Here is a 22,611-nt window from a genome sequence, read left to right as displayed (position 1 = left end):
CTACGTGGTGAGGCGGTAGGGCTCGGGGACGGCGGCGGTGCGGCGGAGGTCGTAGCCGGGTTCCAGGGTGTGGAACAGGCGGTCCCAGACGGTGGTGTAGAAGCCCAGGTTCCAGCGCGGCTCGGCGTGATGTCCGACGTGCATGGTGGGGGTGGCGATCCACCGGAAGACCACATTGCCGCGGACCCGCTGGGGCAACGGTTCCACGCCCAGGTGGCCCAGGATGCCGAAGATGAGGTTGAGCGCCGTGTAGGCGGCCAGAGCCGGGATCGAGAACGGGTGGACGGCCAGGACCACCAGCCACATCGCCCCGAAGCCGATCGCCTCGAACGGGTGCAGCGCGAACAGGGTGATCGGGCGGGCGTCGGCAAAGACGTGGTGCAGCCGGTGCACCCACGGGAACAGCGCTCGAAGGTGGACGGTCGCGTGCCCGGCGTACATCAGCACGTCCATCACCATGACCAGGGCGAGCAGCTCGACGAGCGTCCCCAGGCCGAGATCGGTGGCCAGGACGATGACGCCGGCCTTCCACAGCCACCACCCGGCGACGGTGACCGCCGTGTTCAGGACGGTGGTGCTGGCCACCAGCGCGAGCTCCTGTCCGCTCACCGGACCGGGGTCCGGGGTGAGCCGCCGCGCGCCGGGCAGCCGCAGCGCCACGTGCCCGAGCAGCGCGCCCACGCCGACCAGCAGGGCGTTCTCCGCCAGGGCGAGCAGGGTGAACCAGCCCGGGTGCATCGTCTCGAGAAACTCCAGCATGCCGCTCCTCTCGCCGAGGCCCGATAACGCTCCGCGAGCGTACGGGAAGGTCAGGAGTCCGGTTCGAGGAGCGGCCTCATCAGGGCGAGGAGCTGTTCGCGCTGGTCGGGGCGCAGCCGGTCCAGGTCGGGGGCGAGGATGGCGCGGGCCTCGCCGTACAGCCGCTGGGTCAGCTCGTGGCCGGCCGGGGTGAGGAACACGTCGACGACGCGGCCGTCGTTCGGGTTCTTCTCCCGGGCGAGCAGGCCGCGGCGTTCGGCGCGGTCGATCAGGCCGGACATCGTGGACTTGTCGAGGCCCAGGTAGGCGGCGAGCTCGGTGACGCGGGGACGCCGGTCGCGCAGGATGCCGAACACCCGTAGCTGGGTGAGGGACAGGTCGTTCGCGGCGCCGATGCGGGTGAGCACGCCGGTCACCTGGAAGGTGTAGCGGACCAGGGCGTCGAGAAGCGCGTCCACGGAGTCCTCGGAAGTCATGACGCCATCCTAGTTGACATGGTTGGCAATCCCAACCATTCTGGAGGTCGTTGGTAATACAAACCATCTCCGGAGGTTCCCATGCGCGCCGCAGTCCTCTCCTCGTTCGACGCCCCGCCCGCCTACCGCGACCACCCGGATCCGGCCACCACCGGTGACGGAGAGATGGTCGTCGAGGTGCTCGCGGCCGGCCTGCACCACCTGACCCGGTCCAAGGCCACCGGGGCGCACTACAGCAGCAACGGCGTGTTCCCGCTGGTCCCCGGCGTCGACGGGGTCGTCCGGGACCCGGCCGGCCGGTTGCGCTACGCGGTCCTCGACGACACCAGCCTCGGCACCTTCGCCGATCGGACCGTCATCGACGTACGCCGAAGTGTGCTCCTGCCGGAAGGTGCCGACCCGGTCCGGATCGCCGCGGCGATGAACCCGGGAATGTCCTCGTGGGTGACCCTGCGCCGGCGCATCGCGTTCCGGCCGGGCCAGCGGGTCCTGATCATCGGCGCCACCGGCAACGCCGGGCGGATGGCGATCCAGATCGCGAAACTGTTCGGCGCCGGCCACGTGATCGCCGCCGGGCGCGACGCGTCCCGCCTGGCCGCCCTCACCGCGCTCGGCGCCGACGAGACCTGCACGTTCGACGAGATCCACCGCGCGGCGGACGTCGACGTCGTCCTCGACTACGTGTGGGGTGAGCCCGCCGCCGGCGCGATGATCCCGATGCTCACCACGCGCGCCGACCGCACCGTGCCGCTGACCTGGATCCAGATCGGGTCCATGGCCGGCGGGGACGCGCCGATCCCGTCGGCGGTGCTGCGAGCCGCCCGGCTGGAGATCATCGGCAGCGGCATCGGCTCGGTGCCGGCCCGCGACTTCCTCGCCGAGCTGCCGCAACTCGCGGCCGCGATCGCCGGGGACACCATCGAGGTACGGGCGAAGGCCGTGCCGCTCGCCGACATCAGCCGGGCGTGGACCGCCGCCGACACCGGCGACCGCCTCGTGCTGGTGCCCTGACCGGATCTTGACCCCGCCTCGTCAGATGTCGAGAATCAGCGCACGATGGTCGGAGACCTCCGGCTCGGCCAGGACCTCGAACCGCTTGACCGCGGTCACGTCGGAGATCAGCAGGTAGCTCGCGTGGCGGACCGGCTTGGGGTAGCGCGACGTGCGGGTGTCGGCGTCGCGAACCAGGTCGGTCAGCCCGGTTTCCGCCAGCACGGCGAAGGTCTCACTGCCGGGCAGCAGGTTCAGGTCACCGCAGACCACTACAAGATCCTCAGGACCACGAAGCCGGCGTACGAGGGCCGCGAGCCGATCGGCCTGCCGCCGGCGGGCCGGGGTGTCGCCCTTGCCGTCGGGGTCGCGCAGCCCGTGCACCTGCACCACCCAGACGGACCGGCCGCTGTCGTGGGCCACGGTCCGCACGGCCAGCGCGATGCGGGGCCGGTCCCCGGACGGCCACTCGTCGTGGTCGGTGAACCGTCCATGCACGAAGGTGGCGTCGAGGCCGCACACGGTCAGGTCCTCGGCGACCAGGGTGGCCAGACCGAAGTCCTGCCGGTGGCGGGCGCCCGTGCCGTCGTGCACCGGCCCGGAGTCGCTGGCCGCGAAACAGCCCTGATGGCGGGGCAGCATCCGGCGTACGTCCTCGAAGAGATCGGCACGCTGGGGCAGGGAGCGTTCCGCGTCGGCGAAGCGGGTCCAGCCGCTCAGCCCCGGGGTCCGTGTCACCTCCTGGAGGCAGACGACGTCCGCTCCGCTGCCGGGCAGCCACGTGAGCAGCTCATCGGCCATCGCCCCACCCCAGGCGTTCACACTCGCGATCCGCACTGTGACCTTCCCGTCGAATCACCGGTACCGGAATCGCTGCACATGATTCCGAATCGCGCGGTCCGAGGCGACTGAAATAGCGCCCGGGCGGCCGTATTCTCAAGTTCGCTCCGGTGCCGACGGAAAATGGGGGAGACCATGCGGATCACCGTGCTGGGCGCGGGTTCTTGGGGCACCACGGTCGCGTCCGTTCTCACCCGCCGGGATCACGAGTCGCTGATCTGGGCCCGCAACCCGGCCACCGCGGAAGAGATCGACGTCAAGCACTGCAACGATCGCTATCTGGCCGGTTTCCCGCTGCCGAAGCGGCTTCGCGCCACCGCCGACCTCGCCGAGGCGGCCGCCCACGCGGAACTGCTGGTCGTCGGGGTGCCCACCGGCGCGTTCCGGGAGACCCTGGAGCAGGTCAAGCCGGACCTGCACCCGTGGATCCCGGTGGTGAGCCTCAGCAAGGGGCTGGAGCGCGACTCGCTGCTGCGGATGACCGAGGTGATCAAGGAGGTGCTGCCGGGACATCCGGCGGCCGCACTCACCGGCCCCAACCTCGCCAAGGAGATCATGGCCGGAATGGCGGCGGCCACCGTGATCGCGACCGAGGACCTGACCGTCGCCACCGAGATCCAGCGGGTGTTCCGGCGCGGCCTGCTGCGGGTCTACACCAACCACGACGTGATCGGCTGCGAGGTCGGCGGCGCGCTGAAGAACGTCGTCGCGATCGCCACCGGCATCGCCCAGGGGCTGGGCGTCGGCGACAACACCCGGGCCGGGGTGATCTCCCGCGGGCTCGCCGAGCTGACCACCCTGGCCGTCGCGATGGGCGGCGAACCCAGCACGCTGGCCGGCCTCGCCGGGATGGGCGACCTGGTCGCGACGTGCATCAGCCCGCACAGCCGCAACCGGCACGTCGGCGAGCAACTCGGCCGCGGCCGCAGCCTCGACGACATCCTGGCCGAGATGGGGCAGGTCGCCGAAGGGGTCAAGACCGTGCACGCCGCTGTCCAGCTGGCCGACCAGCACGGGCTGCCCATGCCCATCACCCGGACGATCCATCGGGTCGTCACCGGCGAGATCACCGCCGAACGCGCCTACGCGGGCCTGTTGCGCACCCATCCGGCCGGCCACGAGTCCGACCCCGGCTGACGCCCGGCGATGGTCCACGTAGTCTTCGGCCGGTGCGGGAGATCGTGACGTATGTCGAGATGACCGGTTCTGACCAGCTCGCCCGGGCCGAGCCGGCGCCCGGGCTGGCGCTGGAGACCCTGGACCGCGACTCACCCTTGGTGGTCGATCTGCAGGTCAAGATCGGTTCCCCGTACGGGTGGAAGTGCGCCGACCGCACCGATCAGCAATGGGCCGCCTGGTATGCCGAGCACCCGGATCGGCTGTTCCGGCTGTTGACCTTCCACGGCGAGCCGGCCGGTCTGGTCGCCTACGATCTCCACCCCGGTGACGGGGTGGAGATCGAGACCTTCGGCCTGGTGCCGGACTTCGTCGGGAGGGGACTCGGTGGATACGCGCTGACCCTCGCGCTGGAGCAGGCCTGGAAGCTGGCGCCCACGGTCACCAGGGTCTGGCTGCACACGTCGTCGCTGGACCACCCCCACGCCCTGCGCAACTACCACCGCCGCGGCTTGCGCACCTTCAAGACCGAAGCCGGCGACCGAACGTGATCAGGGCGTCCAGATCCAGGCGTCATCGACGACGGTCGGGGTGGCGTCCCAGCTCGCGCCGCCGAACACCAGCATGCGGACGCCCGCCGCGACGACCGTGCGATGGGTGACGTCACCGCCGGGGATGGTGGGAATCCGCTGCCACGTGCCGGTCGTGGTGTCGAGCACGACACCCTCGGAGCCGAAGTAGACCGCCGTGTCGTCGGTGCGGGCGCCCGCGGAGCCGGTGTCGCCGACCGGCGGTTTCGGCAGGTCCGACCAGGAGCCGGTGGCCGGGGTGACACTGCCACCGTACGGGTAGCTGCGGCCCCAGCCGTTGACCTCCCCGCCGTCGGCGCTGTCGAGTATCGGGCTGACCAGTTCGCCGCCCGCCGCCAGCCACGGCCCGGTGCCGAGGATCTCCGAGTCGGGCAGTCGTCGCCACGAGCCGGCCGCGAGATCCAGCGTCGCCGCCCGGGTGAGCGTCGGCTTCTCGGAGCCCGGGTTCGGGACCGCCTCGTGGTCGAACAGGACCAGTTCGCTGCCGCTCCAGGCCATCGCCCGGTCGAACGCGGGATTCAGCGGATCCGCCGGCAGCGCGGACCACGTCGCCGTCCGGGGGTCGAAGATGTAGTCCTTCCCGCCGCCGTTCTCCTCGCTGCCCAGGTAGGCCACGAGCCGGTCGCCCGCGGCGAGCAGGTAGTAGCCGCCACCGAACGGCACCGGCAGCCGGGCCCAGACGTCGCCGTCGATCCGGTAGGCGAGCAGTCCGCCGCCGTCGGGCGGTAGGACATACGCTGTCCCGTCGATGACGGCGCCCTCGCCTCCGGTCAGCGGCACGGGTGAATCGGCGATCTTCCGCCAGCGGGTCGTGGCCGGGTCGTAGGCGGCTCCGTCGGTGAGCGGCGTGGGATCGCCGACGCAGGAGGCGCTGGGCGGGCAGGGCGCCGCGTCGCTGCCGCCGATGAGCAGCACCTCGCGGCCGGTCCACAGCCCGAGCACCGCCTCACGGGGGCTCAGCGGCGACTTCGGGAGGGCCGTCCACCCGGTCCTGCCTTCCGCCGCCATCGGTGGGACGGCTTCCGCCACCACCGGCCCGGCGTTCTCGGCACAGCCCGCGAGCAGGCCACACAGGCCGACGATCACCACTGCCATCCCCGTACGTCTCATCGCGGTTGGACTCCCGACCTGCCGTCACGGTTCCCGCGCGCAGGCGTACGTGGTTTGCGATCATCGCGGGATGGAGTTCCTGCTCGATCCGCCGTACGGGGCCGGACCGACCCTCGGCCGGGTCAACGCGATCGAGGTGTGGCGGCCGCACGAGCGGGACGTGGTGCGGTTCCGTGACGTCGACGTGTTCGGGCTGCCCGCGCTGGAGGTCGTGGCGGGGATCCGGCGGAACGTGGAAGTCGTCGCGAACGAGGACGACGACGGGTTCACCGCACGGGAGCTGTATCTCGCGCTGTGGCGGCCCTTCGCGGAGGACGACGATCCGGCGGAGACCGAGGGCTACTTCTTCCAGTCGGTGCTCGTCGCCAGGCCGGGTTACGACGACACGCCGGCCGAGGCGGCGGCACGGCTGGCGGCAGGACAGGAGCCCGGGTACTGATTGTGGGCATCTCCTATGGTCGGTCCAGCCGTAGACGCCAGGAGCGGGGGGTGCCGTGGTTTCGCCGGAGGAACAGTCGGCTCTGCCGCGGTTCGTGATCCTGATCTATGAGCGTGAGGTTCCGGAGAGTGTGCGGGCGGCCTCGCCCACCATCATCGAGGCGCACATGCACCTGCCCCGGCAGGTCGCCGAGACGGGTGGCCGGATCCTCACCGGCAACGCGATGCTGCCGGCGTCGACCGCGGTTTCGGTCCGGGACAACACCGTGGTCGAGGGGTCTCTCATCGACGGCCCCCAGACCCTCGCCGCCTACTTCATCGTGGAGGCGTCGGATCTCGACCACGCCGTCTGGATCGGCCGGATGATTCCGGTCGCCGACGGCTGGGTCGAGGTCCGCCCGATTCTGACCGCTTGAAACAGGCCGCGGTCACGGGCGGTCGTACAGCGTCCAGTGGTCCAGCTGGGTGAGGGCGCGCGCGGAGGCGCGGACCGAGGTGCCGGCCGTCAGCCCGGCGACGCCCACGTGTTCGGCGGCGAGCCGTTCGGCGTCGGCCGGGTCGGTGGGTGGGCGGGAGACCTCGAATCCGGTGGCTCGCAAGATCTGTCGCACGCAGTGGATGCTAGAGAACTGCCGCACACGTAAGACATCGCGTGCGCGGCCACCACGGCTGTCTGCCACGCTAGCGACCACGATGTGGCCACCGTGTGCGCCCGCCCTCGTGGAAGCGCCGCCGCCCGCTCAGGGTGACCGGCGGCACGTGAGGATGTGGCGGTGGGCCCGGCCTGCCCGGGCACCGATCTAAGCCCGGCGGGGGCGGCACAGGCTGGAGCGGGCAGCGAGCGTGCCGACCGGACGGAACGGCCCTGATCGGACGGGACGAAGTCACGCGTACAAATAAGAAGGAGCTGGAAGCGAGAGGCGGACCTGGACCACGAGAGATCTTCCGACGGGGTCGATGGGTTCGGTGGTTTGCGGCATGATCCGAGCGTGGAATCAATGACCGGGGTGGTGCTGCGGCCGATCGAGGATGCCGATCTGGACGGGCTGTTCGCGATGATGCGGGATCCGGTGGCGGTGCGGATGGCCGCGTTCACGGCCGCGGACCCCGACGACCGGGCCGCGTTCGACGCCCACATGGCGAAGGTGCTGGCCGCGCCCGGGGTCACCAACCGGGCGATCATCGTGGACGGCCGACTCGCCGGGAGTGTCGCGGCCTTCGTCATGGACGGGGACACCGAGGTCACGTACTGGATCGATCGGGCCCTGTGGGGCCGGGGCATCGCCGGGCGGGCGCTCGCCCTGCTGCTCGCGGAGGTCACCGTCCGGCCGGTGTTCGCGCGGGCCGCGAGCGACAACGCGGGCTCACTCACCGTGCTGCGGCGGGCGGGCTTTCAGATCATCGGTACGGACGTCGGGTACGCGAACGGGCGCAAAGGGGATGTCGAGGAGACGATCCTGCGCCTGGATCACGCCACCGGCGCGTAGACCCGCCGGAGGATGGCGGTGACGGCGTCGGCCGGCATCGGCCGGGCCAGGTGGAAGCCCTGGGCGAAGTCGCAGCCGATCTCGCCGAGCGCGGCGAGCGTGGGCGCGTCCTCGATGCCCTCGGCGACGACGGTGAGGCCGAGGTTGTGGCCGAGTTCGACGGTGGAGGCCACCAGTGCCCGGTTGCCGCGGTCGGTGCTCATGTCCTGCACGAACGACCGGTCGATCTTGAGTTCGTCGAGCGGCAGAAGGCGCAGGTAGGTCATCGACGAGTAACCGGTGCCGTAGTCGTCCACGGAGATCTTCACGCCGAGGCGGCGGATGCGGTGCAGCGCCTCGATGGCGGTGTTCGGGTCGCTCATGATGCTGTACTCGGTGACCTCGATGCACAGCTGCTCGCCGGGCACGTCGATCTCGCGCAGCAGGGTGGCGACCTGGTCGGGGAAGTCGGCGTCCAGCAGCGACCGGGTGGAGATGTTGACGGCGACCGGGACGCGGTAGCCGGCATCGAGCCAGGTCCGGGCCTGGGTCAGCGCCTCGGTGAGCACCTGGTGGGTGAACTTGTGGATCAGGGTGGTGGCTTCCAGGACCGGGATGAACGCGCCGGGGGAGATGGGCCCCTTGGTGGGGTGCTGCCAGCGGGCCAGCGCCTCGACGCCGACGAGCACGCCGCTCCCGATGTCGACCTTCGGCTGGTAGTGCAGGCTGATCTCGCCGCCGTGGTCGAGGGCGCGGCGCAGGTCGCCGAGCAGGGTGAGCCGGGCGTTGCTGTCCTCGGTGGTGCTGGTGGTGAACCGGCGGAACCCGAGCCGCTGCTGCTTGGCGATGCTCATCGCGGTGTCGGCGTGCCGCAGCAGGGTGGGCACGTCGTCGCCGGGGCGGGCGGTGGCGGCGCCGACGCTGACCTCCAGGTCGACGGTGAGGTCGTCGATGACGAACGGCTCGTCGAAGGCGTCGGTGAGGCGGGCGGCGATGGCCTCGCCGATCGCCGGGTCGGCGTCGCGCAGCAGGACGGCGAACTCGTCGCCGCCGAGCCGGGCGACGAAGTCGTGTTCGCGTACGGAGACCTGCAGCCGCCGGCTGACGTGGTTGAGCAGCAGGTCGCCGACACGGTGGCCGAGCTGCTCGTTGACGTCGCGGAAGCCGTCGAGATTGATCACCAGCACGGTGGCCCGGCCCGGGCGGGGTTCGCTCGCGCGCCGCCGGTGGCTGGTGTCCTCGGCCAGTGCCCGCCGGGTGCGGTCGGTGAAGGCGGCGCGGTTGGGCAGGCCGGTCAGCGGGTCCGTGGTGGCCATCGCCTCGACCTGAAGCCGGTGGGCGCGCGCCGACCAGGCGAACAGGGCGAGTACGAGCAGGGTGACCACGAAGGCCAGGCCGTTGCCCCACATCAGCTGCCGGGACTCGCGCTGCCCGTCCGCCTGCCGGTCGGCGTGTTCGTCCAGGTGGTTCTGCTGTTCGGCCAGCACCACGTCCATGATCCTGGTGGTGGCGGGTTCGATCACCTTTTCCAGGTGGTCCTCGGCCGTTTGCCGGTCGCCCTGGTCGATGAGGGTCAGGTAGGTGGCGATCTCGCCGTTCAAGCCGCGGTGCGCCTGCACGATCTCGGCGGTGAGCTGCTGGTCCTGAACGTCGAGGGCGGCGATGTGCTCCATGGCGTCCTGCGTCTGCCGGTACACGTCGAGCAATTGCCGGTGTCCGTCGCCGCCGGGTTTGCGCAGCGCCTGCTGCATCATCGCCGACTCCCACCTGGCCAGGTAGGAGGTCTGCTGGTAGGCGTCGGTGCTGGCGCCGTCGGTGGCGATCTGCGAGACGATGTCCGCCTGCTGCCGGCTGCCGAACACCGCGGAGCCGGACAGGCCCGCCAGCGCGACGGCCACCAGCCCGACCAGCCACCGTGAAGCACTACCACGCGCCGACCTCATCATCACCTCCTCGCAGTCTCAGCTTCCCTTCCCTTCGGCACCGGCCGGGTGGACGTGACAACCCGCCAGGTTGCACGGAGGTAGCAGATGTCGCGTCGGGCAGGCTCTCGCCGGGTTCACCGCCGACGCGTTCTGTCGACGCCTGGCCGACCGGCCCGTGGCTGAGGACCTTGGACCCTCGCAGCGGGGTGCGGCGGCGGGCAACACTCGACCCAGGCAAGAACGAGAGCGACACGGACGGAGAGGGCGACACTGAGACGGAGAGAGCGACAGGAGAGGAGGTGGCCGATTCGGATCACCCTTTCGCACAGCGGTGCCACGACAGCCGCCGATCCCAGTACGGTCCCGGCCTCGGCAAGGTCCCAGCCGGCCGGCGGACCGCGGCGGCTTCCCGAGAACGGCCGGGCACGAAATGTGCCCGGCCGTTTCGCCGTGACATTTTGCACTCACCGTGCACTTGTCCCGTCCGGTCAGGACATTTAGCGTCAGCGCATGCCTGCATCATGGACGTTTGCCGTCGCCCGTGACGACCTCGGCCGGACGACGATCGCCGAGACGACCACGCCGCCGCTCGCCGACGGCGAGGCGCTGCTGCGGGTCGACCGCGTCGGGCTGACCGCCAACAACGTGACCTACGCGGTACTCGGCGAGTCGATGCGGTACTGGCAGTTCTTCCCCGGCGAACCGGCCGGGCTGGACTCGCGGTGGGGCCTGCCGCCGGTGTGGGGATTCGCCGAGGTGGCCGCCTCGACGACGCCGGGCGTCGAGGTCGGGCAGCGGGTGTACGGCTATCTGCCGCCCGCCGGGCACCTCGTGGTGCGGCCCGGCCGGGTCGACGCCACCGGGTTCCGCGACACCGCCCCGCACCGGGCCGACCTGCCGTCGCCGTACAACGTCTACCGGGCCACCACCGGCGACGACGCCTACCGCGCCGACCAGGAGGATCTGCTGATCCTGTTCCGGCCCCTGTTCTTCACGTCGTTCATGCTCGCCGACCAGATCGTCGACCACGACTGCTATCGGGCCGAAGCGCTGGTGCTGTCGTCGGCGTCGAGCAAGACGGCGTACGCGGCCGCGTTCCAGCTGCGCGGCCACGGTCCCCGGCTGATCGGGCTCACCTCACCCGGCAACGTCGCCTTCACCGAGTCGCTCGGCTGCTACGACCGGGTGCTCACCTACGATCAGGCCACCGACCTCGACCGGGTGCCGACCGCCTACCTCGACCTGTCCGGCGCGCCCGCCACCCGGGCCGCGCTGCGCGAGCACCTCGGCGACCGGCTCGTCCGCGACATCGCGGTCGGCCTCACCAACCAGATCCCGAACGCGGCCGCCGCCGGTGAGGTGTTCTTCGCCCCGGTGCAGATGCGCAAACGCCGCCAGGACTGGGGCCGCGACGGCCTCGACCAGCGCTTCGCCGCCGCGTGGGAGCGGTTCGCCGTCGAGGTCGGCGCCTGGCTCGACGTCCGCGACGGCACCGGCCCCGATGGTCTGCGCCAGGCCTGGCTGGAGGTGCTCGAAGGCCGCACCTCGCCCCGAGTCGGCCACATCGTCACGTTCTAGACCTTGGCGACCTTGATCTCGCCGTGGCGGTGCTGGCGGATTCCGGTGGCGACCCCGGCGATCAGCACCGCCGCGCACAGGCCGACCAGCACCCGCGGGGCCAGATCCAGCACCATGATCAGCGCGACGGCCGGAATGCCGAGGCCCGGCCAGATCAGCGCCGCCCGGTAGCGGCGCGACAGCACGCCCTGGATGACGGCGGCGCTGAGCAGATAGCCGGTCAGCCCCAGCCCGAGGACGCCGCGCGTACCGGCGCTGAGATGCTCCTCCGAACCGTGCTCGATCGCGGCCTCCAGGCCGACGGCCACCGCCGCGAGGCTGACCGCCACCGGCAGATGGGCGTACACGTAGAGGTCGTGCACCCCCTGGTGGGTCCGCTTGCCGCCCTCCTGCACCAGCCGCCGTTTCGCCGCACCACCGGACAGGTCGAAATACGACCACCACAGCGCGGCGGCCACCAGGAAGGCGGCGCCGGCCGTGGTCGTCGCGCCGGCCGTCCACTTCCCGTCGTGCAGGCCGTGCACGGTCGCGGCCACCGACTCACCGAGCAGCAGGATGACGAACAGCCCGAACCGCTCCGGCAGGTGCTCCATGTGCAGTGGCGGGGCGTCCGGCTTGCGGGCGCTCAGGGTCGGGCCGAGCAGATCGACCAGGACGCCGGCCGCCCACAGCACGTACCGGCCGGGCGCCGGCACCGCCAGCGACACCAGCCAGAACGCGCCGCCGACGGCATGACCGATCAGGTACGGCCGGATTCCCGCCCTGGTGTCCGGAAGTGTGCGCCACACCCGCAGGTAGCCGACGGTCAGCACGATCCGCAAAACCACGTAGCCGAGCGCGAACCACGTCCCGGCCGGGCCGGTGACCTCGCCGGCCGTCGACGCCATCACGATCACCCCGGCCATGCCGGTCAGGGTGAGCAGGCGGAAGATCGCATCGTCGGTGTCGAACCGGTTGGCGTACAGGGTGGTGCTGGCCCACGCCCACCAGCCGACCGCGACGACCGCCGCGAACCGCAACCCGCCGCTGACCGTCTCGTGTTTCGCCAGCATGTCCGCGCAGCCGGCCACGAACAGCACGAACGCCAGGTCGAAGAAGAGCTCCAGCCGGGTCGCCGAACGGTTCGACTCCTGGTTGACGTCGTCGGGCGGGCGGACGAGCTCGCGTTCCTCCCGGTCCTCCCGCTCCAGGCGGGCGCGGTCCTCGGTGTTCTGCTCTGCTGACACGGCTACGCCCTACCCGAACCGGTCCGCACCCAATCGGCGTGATTCTGCCTGTCGTTCTGCCTGGGCGGAAACGGACATCGCTGCTTGCATGAAGGGATCAGCGGTGGTGACCGTGTGGCGGGGGAGCCGAACATGTACGCACAGCGATCACTGGTGGGCCGGGCGCCGGAGCAGGCGACCATCGGCGGCCTGCTCGATCACGCGCCCGACGGCGGCGCCGCACTGGTCATCCGCGGCGCGCCCGGGGTGGGCAAGTCGGCGCTGCTGGAGTGGGCCGCCACCACCGCCGGGGAGAAGTTCCGGCTGCTGCACGCGGCCGGGTCGGTCACCGAGTTCGGTCTGCCCTACGCCGCGCTGCACCAGGTGATGCGGCCGGTCCTCGGGCACCGCAACCGGCTCGCCCCGAAGTACCGGCTCGCCCTCGACGTCGCGTTCGGCCGGACCTCCGGCGCGCCGCCGGAGGAGTCCACGGTCGCGATGGCCGCACTGGACCTGCTCGCCGAGGCGGCCGCCGACCGGCCGATCCTGCTGCTGGCCGACGACGCCCAGTGGATGGACGTCGCCAGCCAGCAGACGCTGGCGTTCCTCGCCCGGCGGGTCACCGCGGACCGGATCGTGCTGCTGGCCACCCACCGCGACGCCGAGCCCGGCCCGCTGCTGGACGCCGCCGTTCCGGCCGTGGACATCGCGCCGCTCGACGCCGGTTCCGCGGCCGAACTGCTCGACGGCGCGGCCGGCGCCCTCGACCCGGGTGTCCGGGCACTGGTGCTCGACGCGGCCCGCGGCAACCCGCTCGCCCTGCTGGAGCTGCCGCGCGCGGCCGGCCGGTACGCGGGCGCCAACGCCGGGCGGATCGCGCTGACCGCCCGCCTGGAGAACTCGTTCCTGGCCCGTACCGGTGAACTGGACGCCTCGACCACGACGGTGCTGGAGGTGGCCGCGCTCAGCGACGCCGACGACGTGGCCGAGATCGTCGCGGCCGCCGCGATTCTCGCCCCGGACGCCCCGCCCTCCCTCGACCCGGCCGTGTCCGCCGGGTTGATCGTGGTGGACGGCGCGTCGGTCCGGTTCCGGCATCCGCTGATCCGGTCGGCGGTCCTGCAACGCCTCGGACCGGACCGGCGGCGCGCCTGCCACGCCGCCCTCGCGCGGGCGCTGTCCGGCCGGCCGGAACGGTCGGTGTGGCACCGGGCCGGGGCGGCGCTGCGGCCCGACGCCGCGCTGGCCGCCGAACTCGAACAGCACGCCGACCAGGCGATCCGGCGCGGGGCGCAGGCGTTCGCGGTAGGGGCACTGGAACGCGCCGCCCAGCTGTCCGCCGCACGTGGCGACCGCCAGGCACGCACTTACCGGGCGGCCGCACTCGCCTACACGGCCGGGCAGCCGGAGAACGGGGAACGGCTGCGCCGGCACCACCGCGACCTGATCGACGCCGGGCACGACGAACTCCGGCACGAGTGGCTCAACGAACTGGCCGACAGCGACCACGGCGGTGAGCAGCGCATCCACATGCTGCTCGGCCACGCCGAACGGGCCACCGCGATCGGCGACCACACCCTGGCCACCGACTTCCTGCGGGCGGCGGCGCTGCGCTGCTGGAACCTCTCACCCGGGCGGCCGGTCGGGAAACAGGTGATCGCGGTGGCGGGGCGGCTGGGGGTCACCGACATCGCGACACGGGCGCAGCTGCTGGCGTACGGGTCGCCGTTCGACAGCGACGGCACCGTCCGCGCACTGATCGCCCAGGTGCCGCCGGCCGGCCGGGACGCGGCCACCACCTACCGGCTCGCCCACGCGGCCGCCTGCGCCGGAGCCTCCGACGTCTCCGAAGGGCTGCTCACCGAGGCCGCCGACCGGATCCGGTCCGAGGGACACCTGCACACCCTCGGCCGGACCCTCTCGCTGCTGGCCTGGTCGGCCCTGCGGCGCGGGTCCTGGTCGCACGCGGTCGCCGCCGCCGAGGAGAGCACCCGGCTGTGCGCCGAGACCCGCCAGCCGTTCTGGGAGGCGGCGTCGCTGGTCGCCCACGCCATGGTCGCCGCGTTCCGCGGTGACTTCACCGACGCCGAGAACCTGGTGGTGGCCGCCGAGCGGCTCAACCCCCGCCGGTTCGCCACCACCGACGCGGTCGCCATGCTCGCGCGGGCGGCCATCGCCTCCGGACAGGGCCGGTACGACCAGGCGTTCACCTGCCTCGCCCAGCTGCACGACCCGGCCGGCAGCGCCTACCACCCGGCGCACGCCCTGTGGTCGCTGGCCGGCCTGGCCGAGGCCGCCGTCGCCTGCGGCCGGGAGGACGCCGCCCGCACGCTCATCGCCCGGCTGCCCGCCGAGGTCCGCGCCACCACCTCACCCACCGGGCGGATGAACCTCGCATTCGCCGAGGCGGTCCTCACCGACTCGTTCAGCACGGCCATGGCGGCCGACATGACGATGTGGCCGTACGAGCGCTACCGCCTGTACTTCGCCTACGGCATGTCGCTGCGCCGCGGCCGGCGGGTCCGCGAGTCCCGCGACCACCTGCGTACCGCCCGGGATGGATTCGACCGTCTCGGCGCCCACCCGCTCGCCGACCGCGCCCGCACCGAACTGCGGGCGGCGGGGGAACGCAGCGACTCACCCGTCACCGACGTGTGGGACTCGCTGTCGCCACAGGAGATCCAGATCGCGTCCATGGTGGCCCGGGGCATGACCAACCGGGACATCGCCAAGAGCCTGTTCATCTCCCACCGCACCGTCGGCAGCCACCTGTACCGGATGTTCCCGAAACTCGGCATCACCACCCGCGGCGAGCTCCAGCGGATGGCCGCCGAACACGAACGGTGAACGCAGTCATCTGACTCACGCGCGGGTTCCCGCGACCGCCATAGGTTCCAGTCAGGACATGCGAGAGAGGACGCCACCATGCCCTTCGTCACCACGGCCGACGGCACTGACATCTTCTACAAGGACTGGGGCAGCGGCCGCCCGGTCGTGCTCGCCCACGGCTGGCCACTCAACTCCGACAGCTGGGAGGCCCAGCAACTGTTCCTCGCCGACAACGGCTACCGGGCGATCGCCCACGACCGGCGCGGCCACGGAAAGTCGACGCAGTCGTGGAACGGCAACGAGATGGACACGTACGCCGACGACCTCGCCGCGCTGCTCGACCACCTCGACCTGCACGACGTGACGCTGGTCGGCTTCTCCACCGGCGGCGGCGAGATCACCCGCTACATCGGCCGGCACGGCACCGCCCGGGTCGCGCAGGCCGTCCTCGTGTCCGCCGTGCCGCCGCTGATGCTGCTGCGCGACGACAACCCCGGCGGTGTCCCGATCGAGGTGTTCGACGGCATCCGCGCCGGCTCGGCCGCCGACCGGTCCCAGCTGTACAAGGACCTCGCCGACGGGCCGTTCTTCGGCAACAACCGGCCCGGCGTGGAGATCTCGCAGGGCATCCGGGACGCGTTCTGGCTCCAGTCGATGGCGGCCGGGCACCGCAACGCCTACGAGTCGATCGCCGCGTTCTCGGCCACCGACTTCCGCGACGACCTGGCCAAATTCGACATCCCGACGCTGGTCGTCCACGGCGACGACGACCAGGTGGTGCCGTTCGAGGTCGGCGGCAAGGCGTCGGCCGCCCTGGTCAAGGGCGCCGAGCTGATCGTCTACCCGGGCGCGCCGCACGGCATCACCGACACCCACAAGCAGCGGCTCGGCGACGACCTGCTGGCCTTCCTCAACACCTACGGAGCCTGATCATGACGTCCACGCCTGACACGATCGTGCTGGTGCACGGCTTCTGGGTCACCCCGCGCAGCTGGGAACACTGGATCACCCACTTCGAGAACAAGGGCTTCCGGGTCCTGGCGCCCGGCTACCCCGGCTTCGAGGTCGAGGTCGAGGAGCTGAACGCCAACCCGGACATCATCACCGCGGTCACCGTGCCCGGCATCATCGACAAGATCGAGACCCAGATCAAGGAACTGTCGAAGCCGCCGATCATCATCGGTCACTCCGCCGGTGGCGCGTTCACCCAGATCCTGCTCGACCACGGGTACGGGGCGGCCGGCGTCGCCCTGAACTCGGCGCCCACCGAGGGCGTCAAGGTGGTGCCGCTCTCGCAGGTGAAATCGACGTTCCCGGTGCTGAGATCGCCGGCCAACCGGCACAAGGCCGTCGGGCTGTCGCTGGACGAGTGGAAATACGCCTTCACCAACACGTTCACCGACGAGGAATCGAAAGCCCTCTACGAGCGCTACCACATCCCCGCCAACGGCGGCATCCTGTGGGGCAGTGTCCTGGCCAATTTCCAACCCGGCCACCAGGACACCTGGGTCGATTACCACAACGACGACCGCGCGCCGCTGCTCTTCGTCTCCGGCAGCGAGGACCACATCATGCCGCCGTCGATCCAGCGGTCCAACGCCAAGCACTACAAATCAAAGGCCACCACCGAACACATCGAGTACGAGGGGTACGCCCACCTGCTTCCGGCCCAGAAGGGCTGGGAGCAGATCGCCGACACCGTCCTCGAGTGGGCCCTACGTCACGCCCGCTGACCGCTGGACAAGCCGGGTACGGGCTGTCCGTGCCCGGCCCCACCGGATCCCGCAACAGCGGTCTAATCGCCTGTGGAACGAGTGTCGGAATCGGCGGTGCGAAGCATCTCACTGATTTCTTCCGCGATGGAGATCAACCCGACCTTCTGCGCTGCCGAATGGCTTTTTGCCAAAACGTTCCGTGCGGTGTCGAGATCTCCGAAGGTAATCAATAGTTGCCCCAAAGTGCCGCCGACGATGGCGATTCCGTCAGGTCGCTGCAGTTGGTCGAGGATCTGGAATGCTTCGACCAGGTTGGGTAGCGCGGAGTCAAATTGTCCGAGTTGCAACTGGATTCTTGCGATTCCCCAAATGCTGCTCGCGATGGCATCCGGGTCGTTCATCCTCTTAAAGGCTGGCAACGAATTTTCCTGACGGATGCGCAGGGCTTCGTCGTAGTCTCCGCGCTGGTACCGGATGTCGGCGATGTTGCCCCAGGTCAGCGCGGTTGAGCGAGCGTCGCCGAGTCGTTCATATGCTGGTAGCTCGACCTCACAGCGGATGCGCAATTCCTCGTCGTAGTCTCCGCGCTGGTGCAGGATGTCGGCGATGCTGCCCCAGGTGATCGCGGTGGAGCGAGGGTCTCCCAGACGCTCGAAGGCTGGCAGTGCCCTTTCCCGGTGGATGCGGAGTGCTTCGTCGTACTCGCCGCGCACTTGGAGGATCTCGGCGACTTTAACCCAGGTGATCGCGGCTGAGCGGGCGTCGCCGAGTCGTTCATATGCTGGTAGTTCGACTTCGCGGCGGATGCGGAGCTCTTCGTCGTGGTCGCCGTATTGGTGCAGGATGTCGGCGATGCTGCCCCAGGTGATCGCGGCGGAGCGAGGATCTCCAAGACGCTCGAAGGCTGGCAACGTCTTTTCCCGGTAGATGCGGAGTGCCTCGTCGTGGTCGCCGTGTTGGCGCAGGATGCGGGCGAGGTTTCCCCAGGCGATGGCGGTTGAACGGGTGTCGCCGAGCCGTTCGTAAGCTGGTAGTTCGACTTCGCGGCGGATGCGCAGTTCTTCGTCGTACTCGCCGCGTTGGTGCAGGATGTCAGCGATGTTGCCCCAGGCGACGGCGGTGGAGCGAATGTCGCCGAGCCGCTCGTATGCCGGTAGTTGTCGTTCGCGGCGGATGCGGAGTGCTTCGTCGTACTCGCCGCGTTGGTGCAGGATGTCGGCGACGTTGCCCCAGGTGATGGCGATGGAGCGGGTGTCGCCGAGTCGTTCGTAGACCGGTAGTTGTCGTTCGCGGCGGATGCGGAGTGCTTCGTCGTACTCGCCGCGTTGGTGCAGGATGTCGGCGACGTTGCCCCAGGTGATGGCGATGGAGCGGGTGTCGCCGAGTCGTTCGTAGACCGGTAGTTCGACTTCGCGGCGGATGCGGAGTGCTTCGTCGTACTCGTTGTGCCGGTGCAGGATGTCGGCGATGCTGCCCCAGGTGAGGGCGGTGGAGCGAATGTCGCCGATGCGCTCGAAAGCCGGTAGTTGTCGTTCGCGGCGGATGCGGAGTGCTTCGTCGTACTCGCCGCGCTGGTACAGGATGTCGGCGATGCTGCCCCAGGCGAGGGCGATGGAGCGGGTGTCGCCGAGTCGTTCGTAGACCGGTAGTTCGACTTCGCGGCGGATGCGGAGTGCTTCGTCGTAGCTGCCACGCTGGTACAGGATTTGGGCGAGGCTTCCCCAAGTGGCTGCAGCTTCATGGTCTGATCCGGCAGCGGTGAAGATGTCGCGGGCCTGGTACAACAATTGTTCGGCACGCTCCGGATCACCTCGGGTGAACAGGAGGCGTGCGTGTTCGCCGATGACTCGAGCTTGTTCAAGCGGGTCGGTCGCCGCGGCGCTGTCAGTGGCCTGCTTCATTGCCCGGTCGTACAGCCTCGCCGCGGTATCACCCTCGCCGGTGGTCTGTGCTGCCTCAGCGGTCCGGCGTAGTAATAGAAGTGGCACGGGCGTCACGTGTCGGTCGAGGATGGCAATGGACTGTTGCCCGAGCATCAACGCCTGCTCCGCGGGGCCCGCCAGCAAGCGGTGCACTGCTCCCGCGGCGCACGATTCGATCGCCAACGGATCGTCAGCCAGCACCGCCAGCCGGGTCAACTGCAGGTCTAGATCCGGGTCCCAGATGTGTCGTGTCCCCGAGTCGCTCCACGCGGCCTGCAGGGGCTGCACCACCGCGCCTGCCAGCTCGGACTGTTCGCTGTCGGTCAGGGGCGTGAGCCGTCCGGCCGCCAATGGGCTGACCGCTGTTGCGGTGTCGCCTGGATCGCGGATATCGGGGAAGGCGTCGGCCAATCCCAATCCGCACAACCGCTGCACTGATCCGTGGGTGCGGGCCTCCAACAGGGTGGTGACGGCCGTGGGCATCGGCAGTTCGAACAGCGTCAGTGCACGTAGCAACGCGATATGGGTCGGCCCGGCCTGCTCGATCAGTGCGTCCAGGGCCAAGTCCTCCACGAATGGGCGAACGTCCGCATCAGCCGGCAGATCACCGCGGTCCAGGTACGACTCCATTTCGGCCACCGCCTGTTCAGCGCGGGCCGCGTCCACCTGTGGGCTGTAGACCAGCCGCAACGCGACCAGGTCCTGCAGGCCGGGGTTACCTCGGCTGACCGCTATCGCTCGCGCCGCCAGGCCGGCCCGAGACTCCCGCAGTGCCTCCGCCGGCACCGCCCTCTGCCGGACCGCCAGCTTCTGCTGTGCCACCGGCGAGAGCGGTGCCAACTGCACCGGATCCAGCTGATCTTCCAGCCCATCCAGAGCGAATATGAACCTGCTCGTCACCACGAGTCGGCTGTCACCCCGGTCGGGATCGAACGCCCGCAGCGCCGCTGCCAAGGCCGGCGCATACCTGCTGACGACGCGATGTAGGGCGTCCGGCTGTGGTTCGAGGATCTGCTCCAGATCGTCGATGATCAGCAGCAGTGGCCGCTGCCCGTTGTCGTCAACCTGTGCGCATGGGCCGGACAGCAGATCCACCAGGACCCACCGTAGTGCCTCCGGCTGGTCGCGGACCTCCGCCCGCCGTGCCTCGATCAATGACCGCGCCGCTGGGTTGTCCTCCACCGCGGCCGCGATCGCGTCCAGCATTCCCATCGCCGTGTAGTCGCCGTAAACCACGGCCACTGCGCGGTCCGTGAAACGGTCTGTCAGTCGCGCTGCGAGGCTCGATTTGCCTAGGTGGCCCTGCCCGTGCAGCAACACCCCGGAGTGCTCGTTGCCGCGAAGAGCCCGCAGGGACTGCCGCATCTCGCGGCGGCGGCCGACGAACATCTGGGCTGTCGCCACCGGCACATGCCGTCGCTTGAGGTCGAGGAAGGTCTTTCGGCCGTGCTGTGCCGACAGCCTCGGCCGCTTACGTGTCCCGGCGACCACCGGGCCACCGCCGGTCGGGCCCAGCCAGATTCGGGCCAGATGCCAGTCTGCTCGTAGACGTGGCTGCTTGCAGGCCAGCAGTTCCCGGCGAGCATCGCCGACCGCTGCCGCCAGATTCTGTCGCCTCCCCAACTGCTGGTAGAGGTGTTGCGCGAACAGGGTCGCCGCGCCGTCGGTGACCGACCCGTCCCAGCCGACCACGGCCGGCACCCCGGCGGTCACTAGGCCGGTGGACAGGGAATGCGCCACCGGCACCAGCAGTGCCGGGCTCGTCTCCGAGACGGTCGTGTCCGTGGAGCGGTGATCCGGGCCGGGTGGCAGATACCCGTCCGCATCGGCCGCCGTCGCGGTCAGGCACGCCGAGACGAACATCAACCGGGGCATCACCGGCAGCCGACGGACCAGGTCTGCTGCCGTGACCGGCTGGCCATCGCCGATCTCGTCCTCCATCATCAGTACCGGCACGCCGGGCCGATCCGGTGAGATGCGCCAGTTGTTGACCCCGTGACAGGACAGATGCAGCACCGGCAGACCACCGAGGTCGGCCCACCGCTGCCCCAACTGGTCCGGGTCACCGGTGTCCTCCACCACCAGGTCCACCCGGGTGTCGCCGACCGCGGTCAGGATCGCCGACTCCTCGGCCTCGAAGTCCAGTTCGTGCTGGCCACGGGGTGCCGAGGCCATGAACATCAGCCCGAGCCGGAAGCCGTCGAGTGCCGGAGCGGCGTCCGGTGGCCCCAGCCGGCGCACCACCTCGAACCGCCGCAACTCATCGGCGGCCAGGAAGCCGTGCTGATCGGCGAGCACCTCCCACGGTGCCCGCAACACGGCCCACTCCGCCGCGGACGGTGACGCCGACGCCCGCACCTCGAAGACGAGCGGTGTCCTGAACTGAACCTCATCGCCGCCGATCCACGCGAACAGCTTCCGGCCCAGCGCGACGAAGACCGCGTCATCAGCGTCCGAATGGACCGCGTCCACATACTCGGCGGCCACACCCTGCAGCAGCTCGATGTCGGCAGGCTCCAGGGGGCGACGCGCGTCCACCGGTTTCCCGGCGACCAGCACCTCGAACCCGGCAGCATCCAGAACCAGTCCGGTCATCACCCGCGCCGACCTCCCTCACCCGCCTCACCTGATATCTGGCGGACAGGGGGTGGCCGATCTTGTCCGGCTGGTCGTGGGGGTTGTCTCGAAGCGTGCGAGACAGCGCTCAGAGCCAGCCGGAAGTTCTCGGCCGGCTCTGGGGGCTGTTTCAACGGCACTGAGACGTCGCTGACGGCCGGCCGGAGGTGCACCCGGGGACGACGTCACGCACCGCAAGGGCTGGACGGCTGCCTGGGCCGGCTGGGTGCGGCCCAGGCAGTCGGTCAGCCGACCGGCTGGTCGGTGTAGCCCTGGCTGATCTCGACGATGACGCCGTCGGGGTCCTTCACCCAGACGGTGCGCCAGCCGGGGATGAACTCGTCGAAGGCCAGCGGCCCGAGCGACACGTCCAGGTCGCCGGGGACCTGGGCGAGGAAGTCGTCGAGGTCCTCGACCTGGAAGGCGAGGTGCCGCACCATGCCGGGATGCTGCGGCCCGTCGGCGCCGAAGCTCTCCGGTGACTCGCGGGCCGCGTCGAACAGTTCCAGATGGACGTCGCCCTGCCGCAGGAACACGATGTCGGTGCCGCCGGCGGTGACCACCCGGGACCGTTCGAACCCGAACATGTCGTGGTAGAACCGTTCGGTCGTCTCCTGGTCGCGGCAGTTGAGGCCGACGTGTGCCCAGCGCACCATCACTGCCCGCTCATGACCGGCTTGAACGGGACGGTGTCGTGGCAGTTGCACATGTAGGTGATCTGCCCGTCGGCGACCTCGAAGTAGTTGCACACGTCGGCCTCGACGGTGGCACCGTGCCGGGTGCGGCCGGAGATGTGTGAGACGACCGCGGCCTGGCTGTCCGACACGACCATGTGCCGGGGACGGTTGGCGAAGCTCGCGTACGTCTCGGGAAAGCCCTTCATCATCTCCCGCAGCGTCTCCCGGCCCTCCACGTGACCGGCGAGCTGCTCGTCCATGCGGGTGTCGGGGGAGAACAGGTCGCACCAGTCGTCCCACTGTCCCGCGTTGGCCAGTTCGTAGTAGCGATCGATGACCTGTCTGGTGTTCATCGTGGT

The 22,611-nt window shown here is 70.3% G+C and carries 20 protein-coding genes; 10 read left to right on the top strand and 10 right to left on the bottom strand.

Features of this window, described 5'->3' with window-relative positions:
- Both IEZ13_RS11710 and IEZ13_RS11705 read right to left on the bottom strand, forming a co-directional pair.
- Positions 1-759 (bottom strand): sterol desaturase family protein, encoded by a 759-nt coding sequence (locus tag IEZ13_RS11710; RefSeq protein WP_183221160.1) that lies wholly within the window; start codon positions 757-759, stop codon positions 1-3.
- A 50-nt stretch (positions 760-809) separates the two neighbouring features.
- Entirely contained in the window at positions 810-1,235 is a 426-nt protein-coding gene (locus tag IEZ13_RS11705; protein WP_183221158.1) for a MarR family winged helix-turn-helix transcriptional regulator, read from the bottom strand.
- Between the two features lie 81 nt (positions 1,236-1,316).
- On the opposite strand from IEZ13_RS11705, the gene IEZ13_RS11700 reads away from it, so the two are divergent.
- A complete protein-coding gene (locus IEZ13_RS11700) occupies positions 1,317-2,246 on the top strand; it encodes a quinone oxidoreductase family protein (RefSeq protein WP_183221156.1) in 930 nt (309 codons plus the stop codon).
- Positions 2,247-2,267: 21 nt separating this feature from the next.
- Here the strand turns inward: IEZ13_RS11700 and IEZ13_RS11695 are convergent, their stop codons facing one another.
- A complete protein-coding gene (locus IEZ13_RS11695) occupies positions 2,268-3,062 on the bottom strand; it encodes an endonuclease/exonuclease/phosphatase family protein (protein ID WP_183221154.1) in 795 nt (264 codons plus the stop codon).
- A 138-nt stretch (positions 3,063-3,200) separates the two neighbouring features.
- Between IEZ13_RS11695 and IEZ13_RS11690 the strand changes: the two genes are divergently transcribed.
- Positions 3,201-4,202, top strand: coding sequence for an NAD(P)H-dependent glycerol-3-phosphate dehydrogenase (locus IEZ13_RS11690; protein WP_183221152.1), 1,002 nt, complete (start codon positions 3,201-3,203; stop codon positions 4,200-4,202).
- Positions 4,203-4,234: 32 nt separating this feature from the next.
- Positions 4,235-4,732, top strand: coding sequence for a GNAT family N-acetyltransferase (locus IEZ13_RS11685; RefSeq protein WP_183221150.1), 498 nt, complete (start codon positions 4,235-4,237; stop codon positions 4,730-4,732).
- On the opposite strand, the gene IEZ13_RS11680 is transcribed toward IEZ13_RS11685, so the two are convergent.
- Positions 4,733-5,866 carry a hypothetical protein gene (locus IEZ13_RS11680; protein ID WP_229794629.1) on the bottom strand — a complete coding sequence of 378 codons (1,134 nt, stop codon included), beginning with the start codon at positions 5,864-5,866 and terminating at the stop codon, positions 4,733-4,735.
- An 85-nt stretch (positions 5,867-5,951) separates the two neighbouring features.
- On the opposite strand from IEZ13_RS11680, the gene IEZ13_RS11675 reads away from it, so the two are divergent.
- Positions 5,952-6,320, top strand: coding sequence for a hypothetical protein (locus IEZ13_RS11675; protein ID WP_183221146.1), 369 nt, complete (start codon positions 5,952-5,954; stop codon positions 6,318-6,320).
- A gap of 55 nt (positions 6,321-6,375) precedes the next feature.
- Entirely contained in the window at positions 6,376-6,735 is a 360-nt protein-coding gene (locus IEZ13_RS11670; RefSeq protein ID WP_183221144.1) for a YciI family protein, read from the top strand.
- 12 nt (positions 6,736-6,747) lie between these two features.
- Here the strand turns inward: IEZ13_RS11670 and IEZ13_RS11665 are convergent, their stop codons facing one another.
- Positions 6,748-6,930 carry a hypothetical protein gene (locus tag IEZ13_RS11665; RefSeq protein WP_183221142.1) on the bottom strand — a complete coding sequence of 61 codons (183 nt, stop codon included), beginning with the start codon at positions 6,928-6,930 and terminating at the stop codon, positions 6,748-6,750.
- A 387-nt stretch (positions 6,931-7,317) separates the two neighbouring features.
- On the opposite strand from IEZ13_RS11665, the gene IEZ13_RS11660 reads away from it, so the two are divergent.
- Positions 7,318-7,806, top strand: coding sequence for a GNAT family N-acetyltransferase (locus tag IEZ13_RS11660; RefSeq protein ID WP_183221573.1), 489 nt, complete (start codon positions 7,318-7,320; stop codon positions 7,804-7,806).
- Here the strand turns inward: IEZ13_RS11660 and IEZ13_RS11655 are convergent.
- Positions 7,788-9,728 (bottom strand): putative bifunctional diguanylate cyclase/phosphodiesterase, encoded by a 1,941-nt coding sequence (locus IEZ13_RS11655; protein WP_183221140.1) that lies wholly within the window; start codon positions 9,726-9,728, stop codon positions 7,788-7,790. The genes IEZ13_RS11660 and IEZ13_RS11655 overlap by 19 nt on opposite strands.
- 492 nt (positions 9,729-10,220) lie before the next feature.
- Between IEZ13_RS11655 and IEZ13_RS11650 the strand changes: the two genes are divergently transcribed.
- Positions 10,221-11,288, top strand: a complete 1,068-nt coding sequence (locus IEZ13_RS11650) for a DUF2855 family protein (protein ID WP_183221138.1) — start codon at positions 10,221-10,223, stop codon at positions 11,286-11,288.
- Here IEZ13_RS11650 and IEZ13_RS11645 read toward each other — a convergent pair.
- Positions 11,285-12,514, bottom strand: coding sequence for a low temperature requirement protein A (locus IEZ13_RS11645; RefSeq protein ID WP_183221136.1), 1,230 nt, complete (start codon positions 12,512-12,514; stop codon positions 11,285-11,287). The two genes, IEZ13_RS11650 and IEZ13_RS11645, sit on opposite strands and share 4 nt — an antisense overlap.
- 132 nt (positions 12,515-12,646) lie before the next feature.
- On the opposite strand from IEZ13_RS11645, the gene IEZ13_RS11640 reads away from it, so the two are divergent.
- The 3 genes from IEZ13_RS11640 (at position 12,647) to IEZ13_RS11630 (ending at position 17,055) form a co-directional block, all read left to right on the top strand.
- Positions 12,647-15,340 carry a helix-turn-helix transcriptional regulator gene (locus IEZ13_RS11640; protein ID WP_183221134.1) on the top strand — a complete coding sequence of 898 codons (2,694 nt, stop codon included), beginning with the start codon at positions 12,647-12,649 and terminating at the stop codon, positions 15,338-15,340.
- A gap of 78 nt (positions 15,341-15,418) precedes the next feature.
- Positions 15,419-16,252 carry an alpha/beta fold hydrolase gene (locus IEZ13_RS11635; RefSeq protein ID WP_183221132.1) on the top strand — a complete coding sequence of 278 codons (834 nt, stop codon included), beginning with the start codon at positions 15,419-15,421 and terminating at the stop codon, positions 16,250-16,252.
- A gap of 2 nt (positions 16,253-16,254) precedes the next feature.
- Positions 16,255-17,055 (top strand): alpha/beta hydrolase, encoded by an 801-nt coding sequence (locus tag IEZ13_RS11630; protein ID WP_183221130.1) that lies wholly within the window; start codon positions 16,255-16,257, stop codon positions 17,053-17,055.
- Positions 17,056-17,117: 62 nt separating this feature from the next.
- On the opposite strand, the gene IEZ13_RS11625 is transcribed toward IEZ13_RS11630, so the two are convergent.
- The 3 genes from IEZ13_RS11625 to IEZ13_RS11615 all read right to left on the bottom strand — a co-directional run bounded on the left by IEZ13_RS11625 (position 17,118) and on the right by IEZ13_RS11615 (position 22,605).
- Positions 17,118-21,554, bottom strand: coding sequence for a tetratricopeptide repeat protein (locus IEZ13_RS11625; protein WP_229794648.1), 4,437 nt, complete (start codon positions 21,552-21,554; stop codon positions 17,118-17,120).
- Positions 21,555-21,820: 266 nt separating this feature from the next.
- Positions 21,821-22,231 (bottom strand): VOC family protein, encoded by a 411-nt coding sequence (locus IEZ13_RS11620; RefSeq protein ID WP_183221126.1) that lies wholly within the window; start codon positions 22,229-22,231, stop codon positions 21,821-21,823.
- Positions 22,231-22,605, bottom strand: coding sequence for a nuclear transport factor 2 family protein (locus IEZ13_RS11615; RefSeq protein WP_183221124.1), 375 nt, complete (start codon positions 22,603-22,605; stop codon positions 22,231-22,233). Before IEZ13_RS11615 ends, IEZ13_RS11620 begins: the two co-directional genes overlap by 1 nt.
- Positions 22,606-22,611 lie beyond the last annotated feature (6 nt).

This window comes from Actinoplanes campanulatus (genome assembly GCF_014647795.1).
GTDB classification, from domain to species: domain Bacteria; phylum Actinomycetota; class Actinomycetes; order Mycobacteriales; family Micromonosporaceae; genus Actinoplanes; species Actinoplanes campanulatus.
Note: the sequence above shows the minus strand (reverse complement) of the source record. Positions and strands in the feature narration are given on the sequence as shown.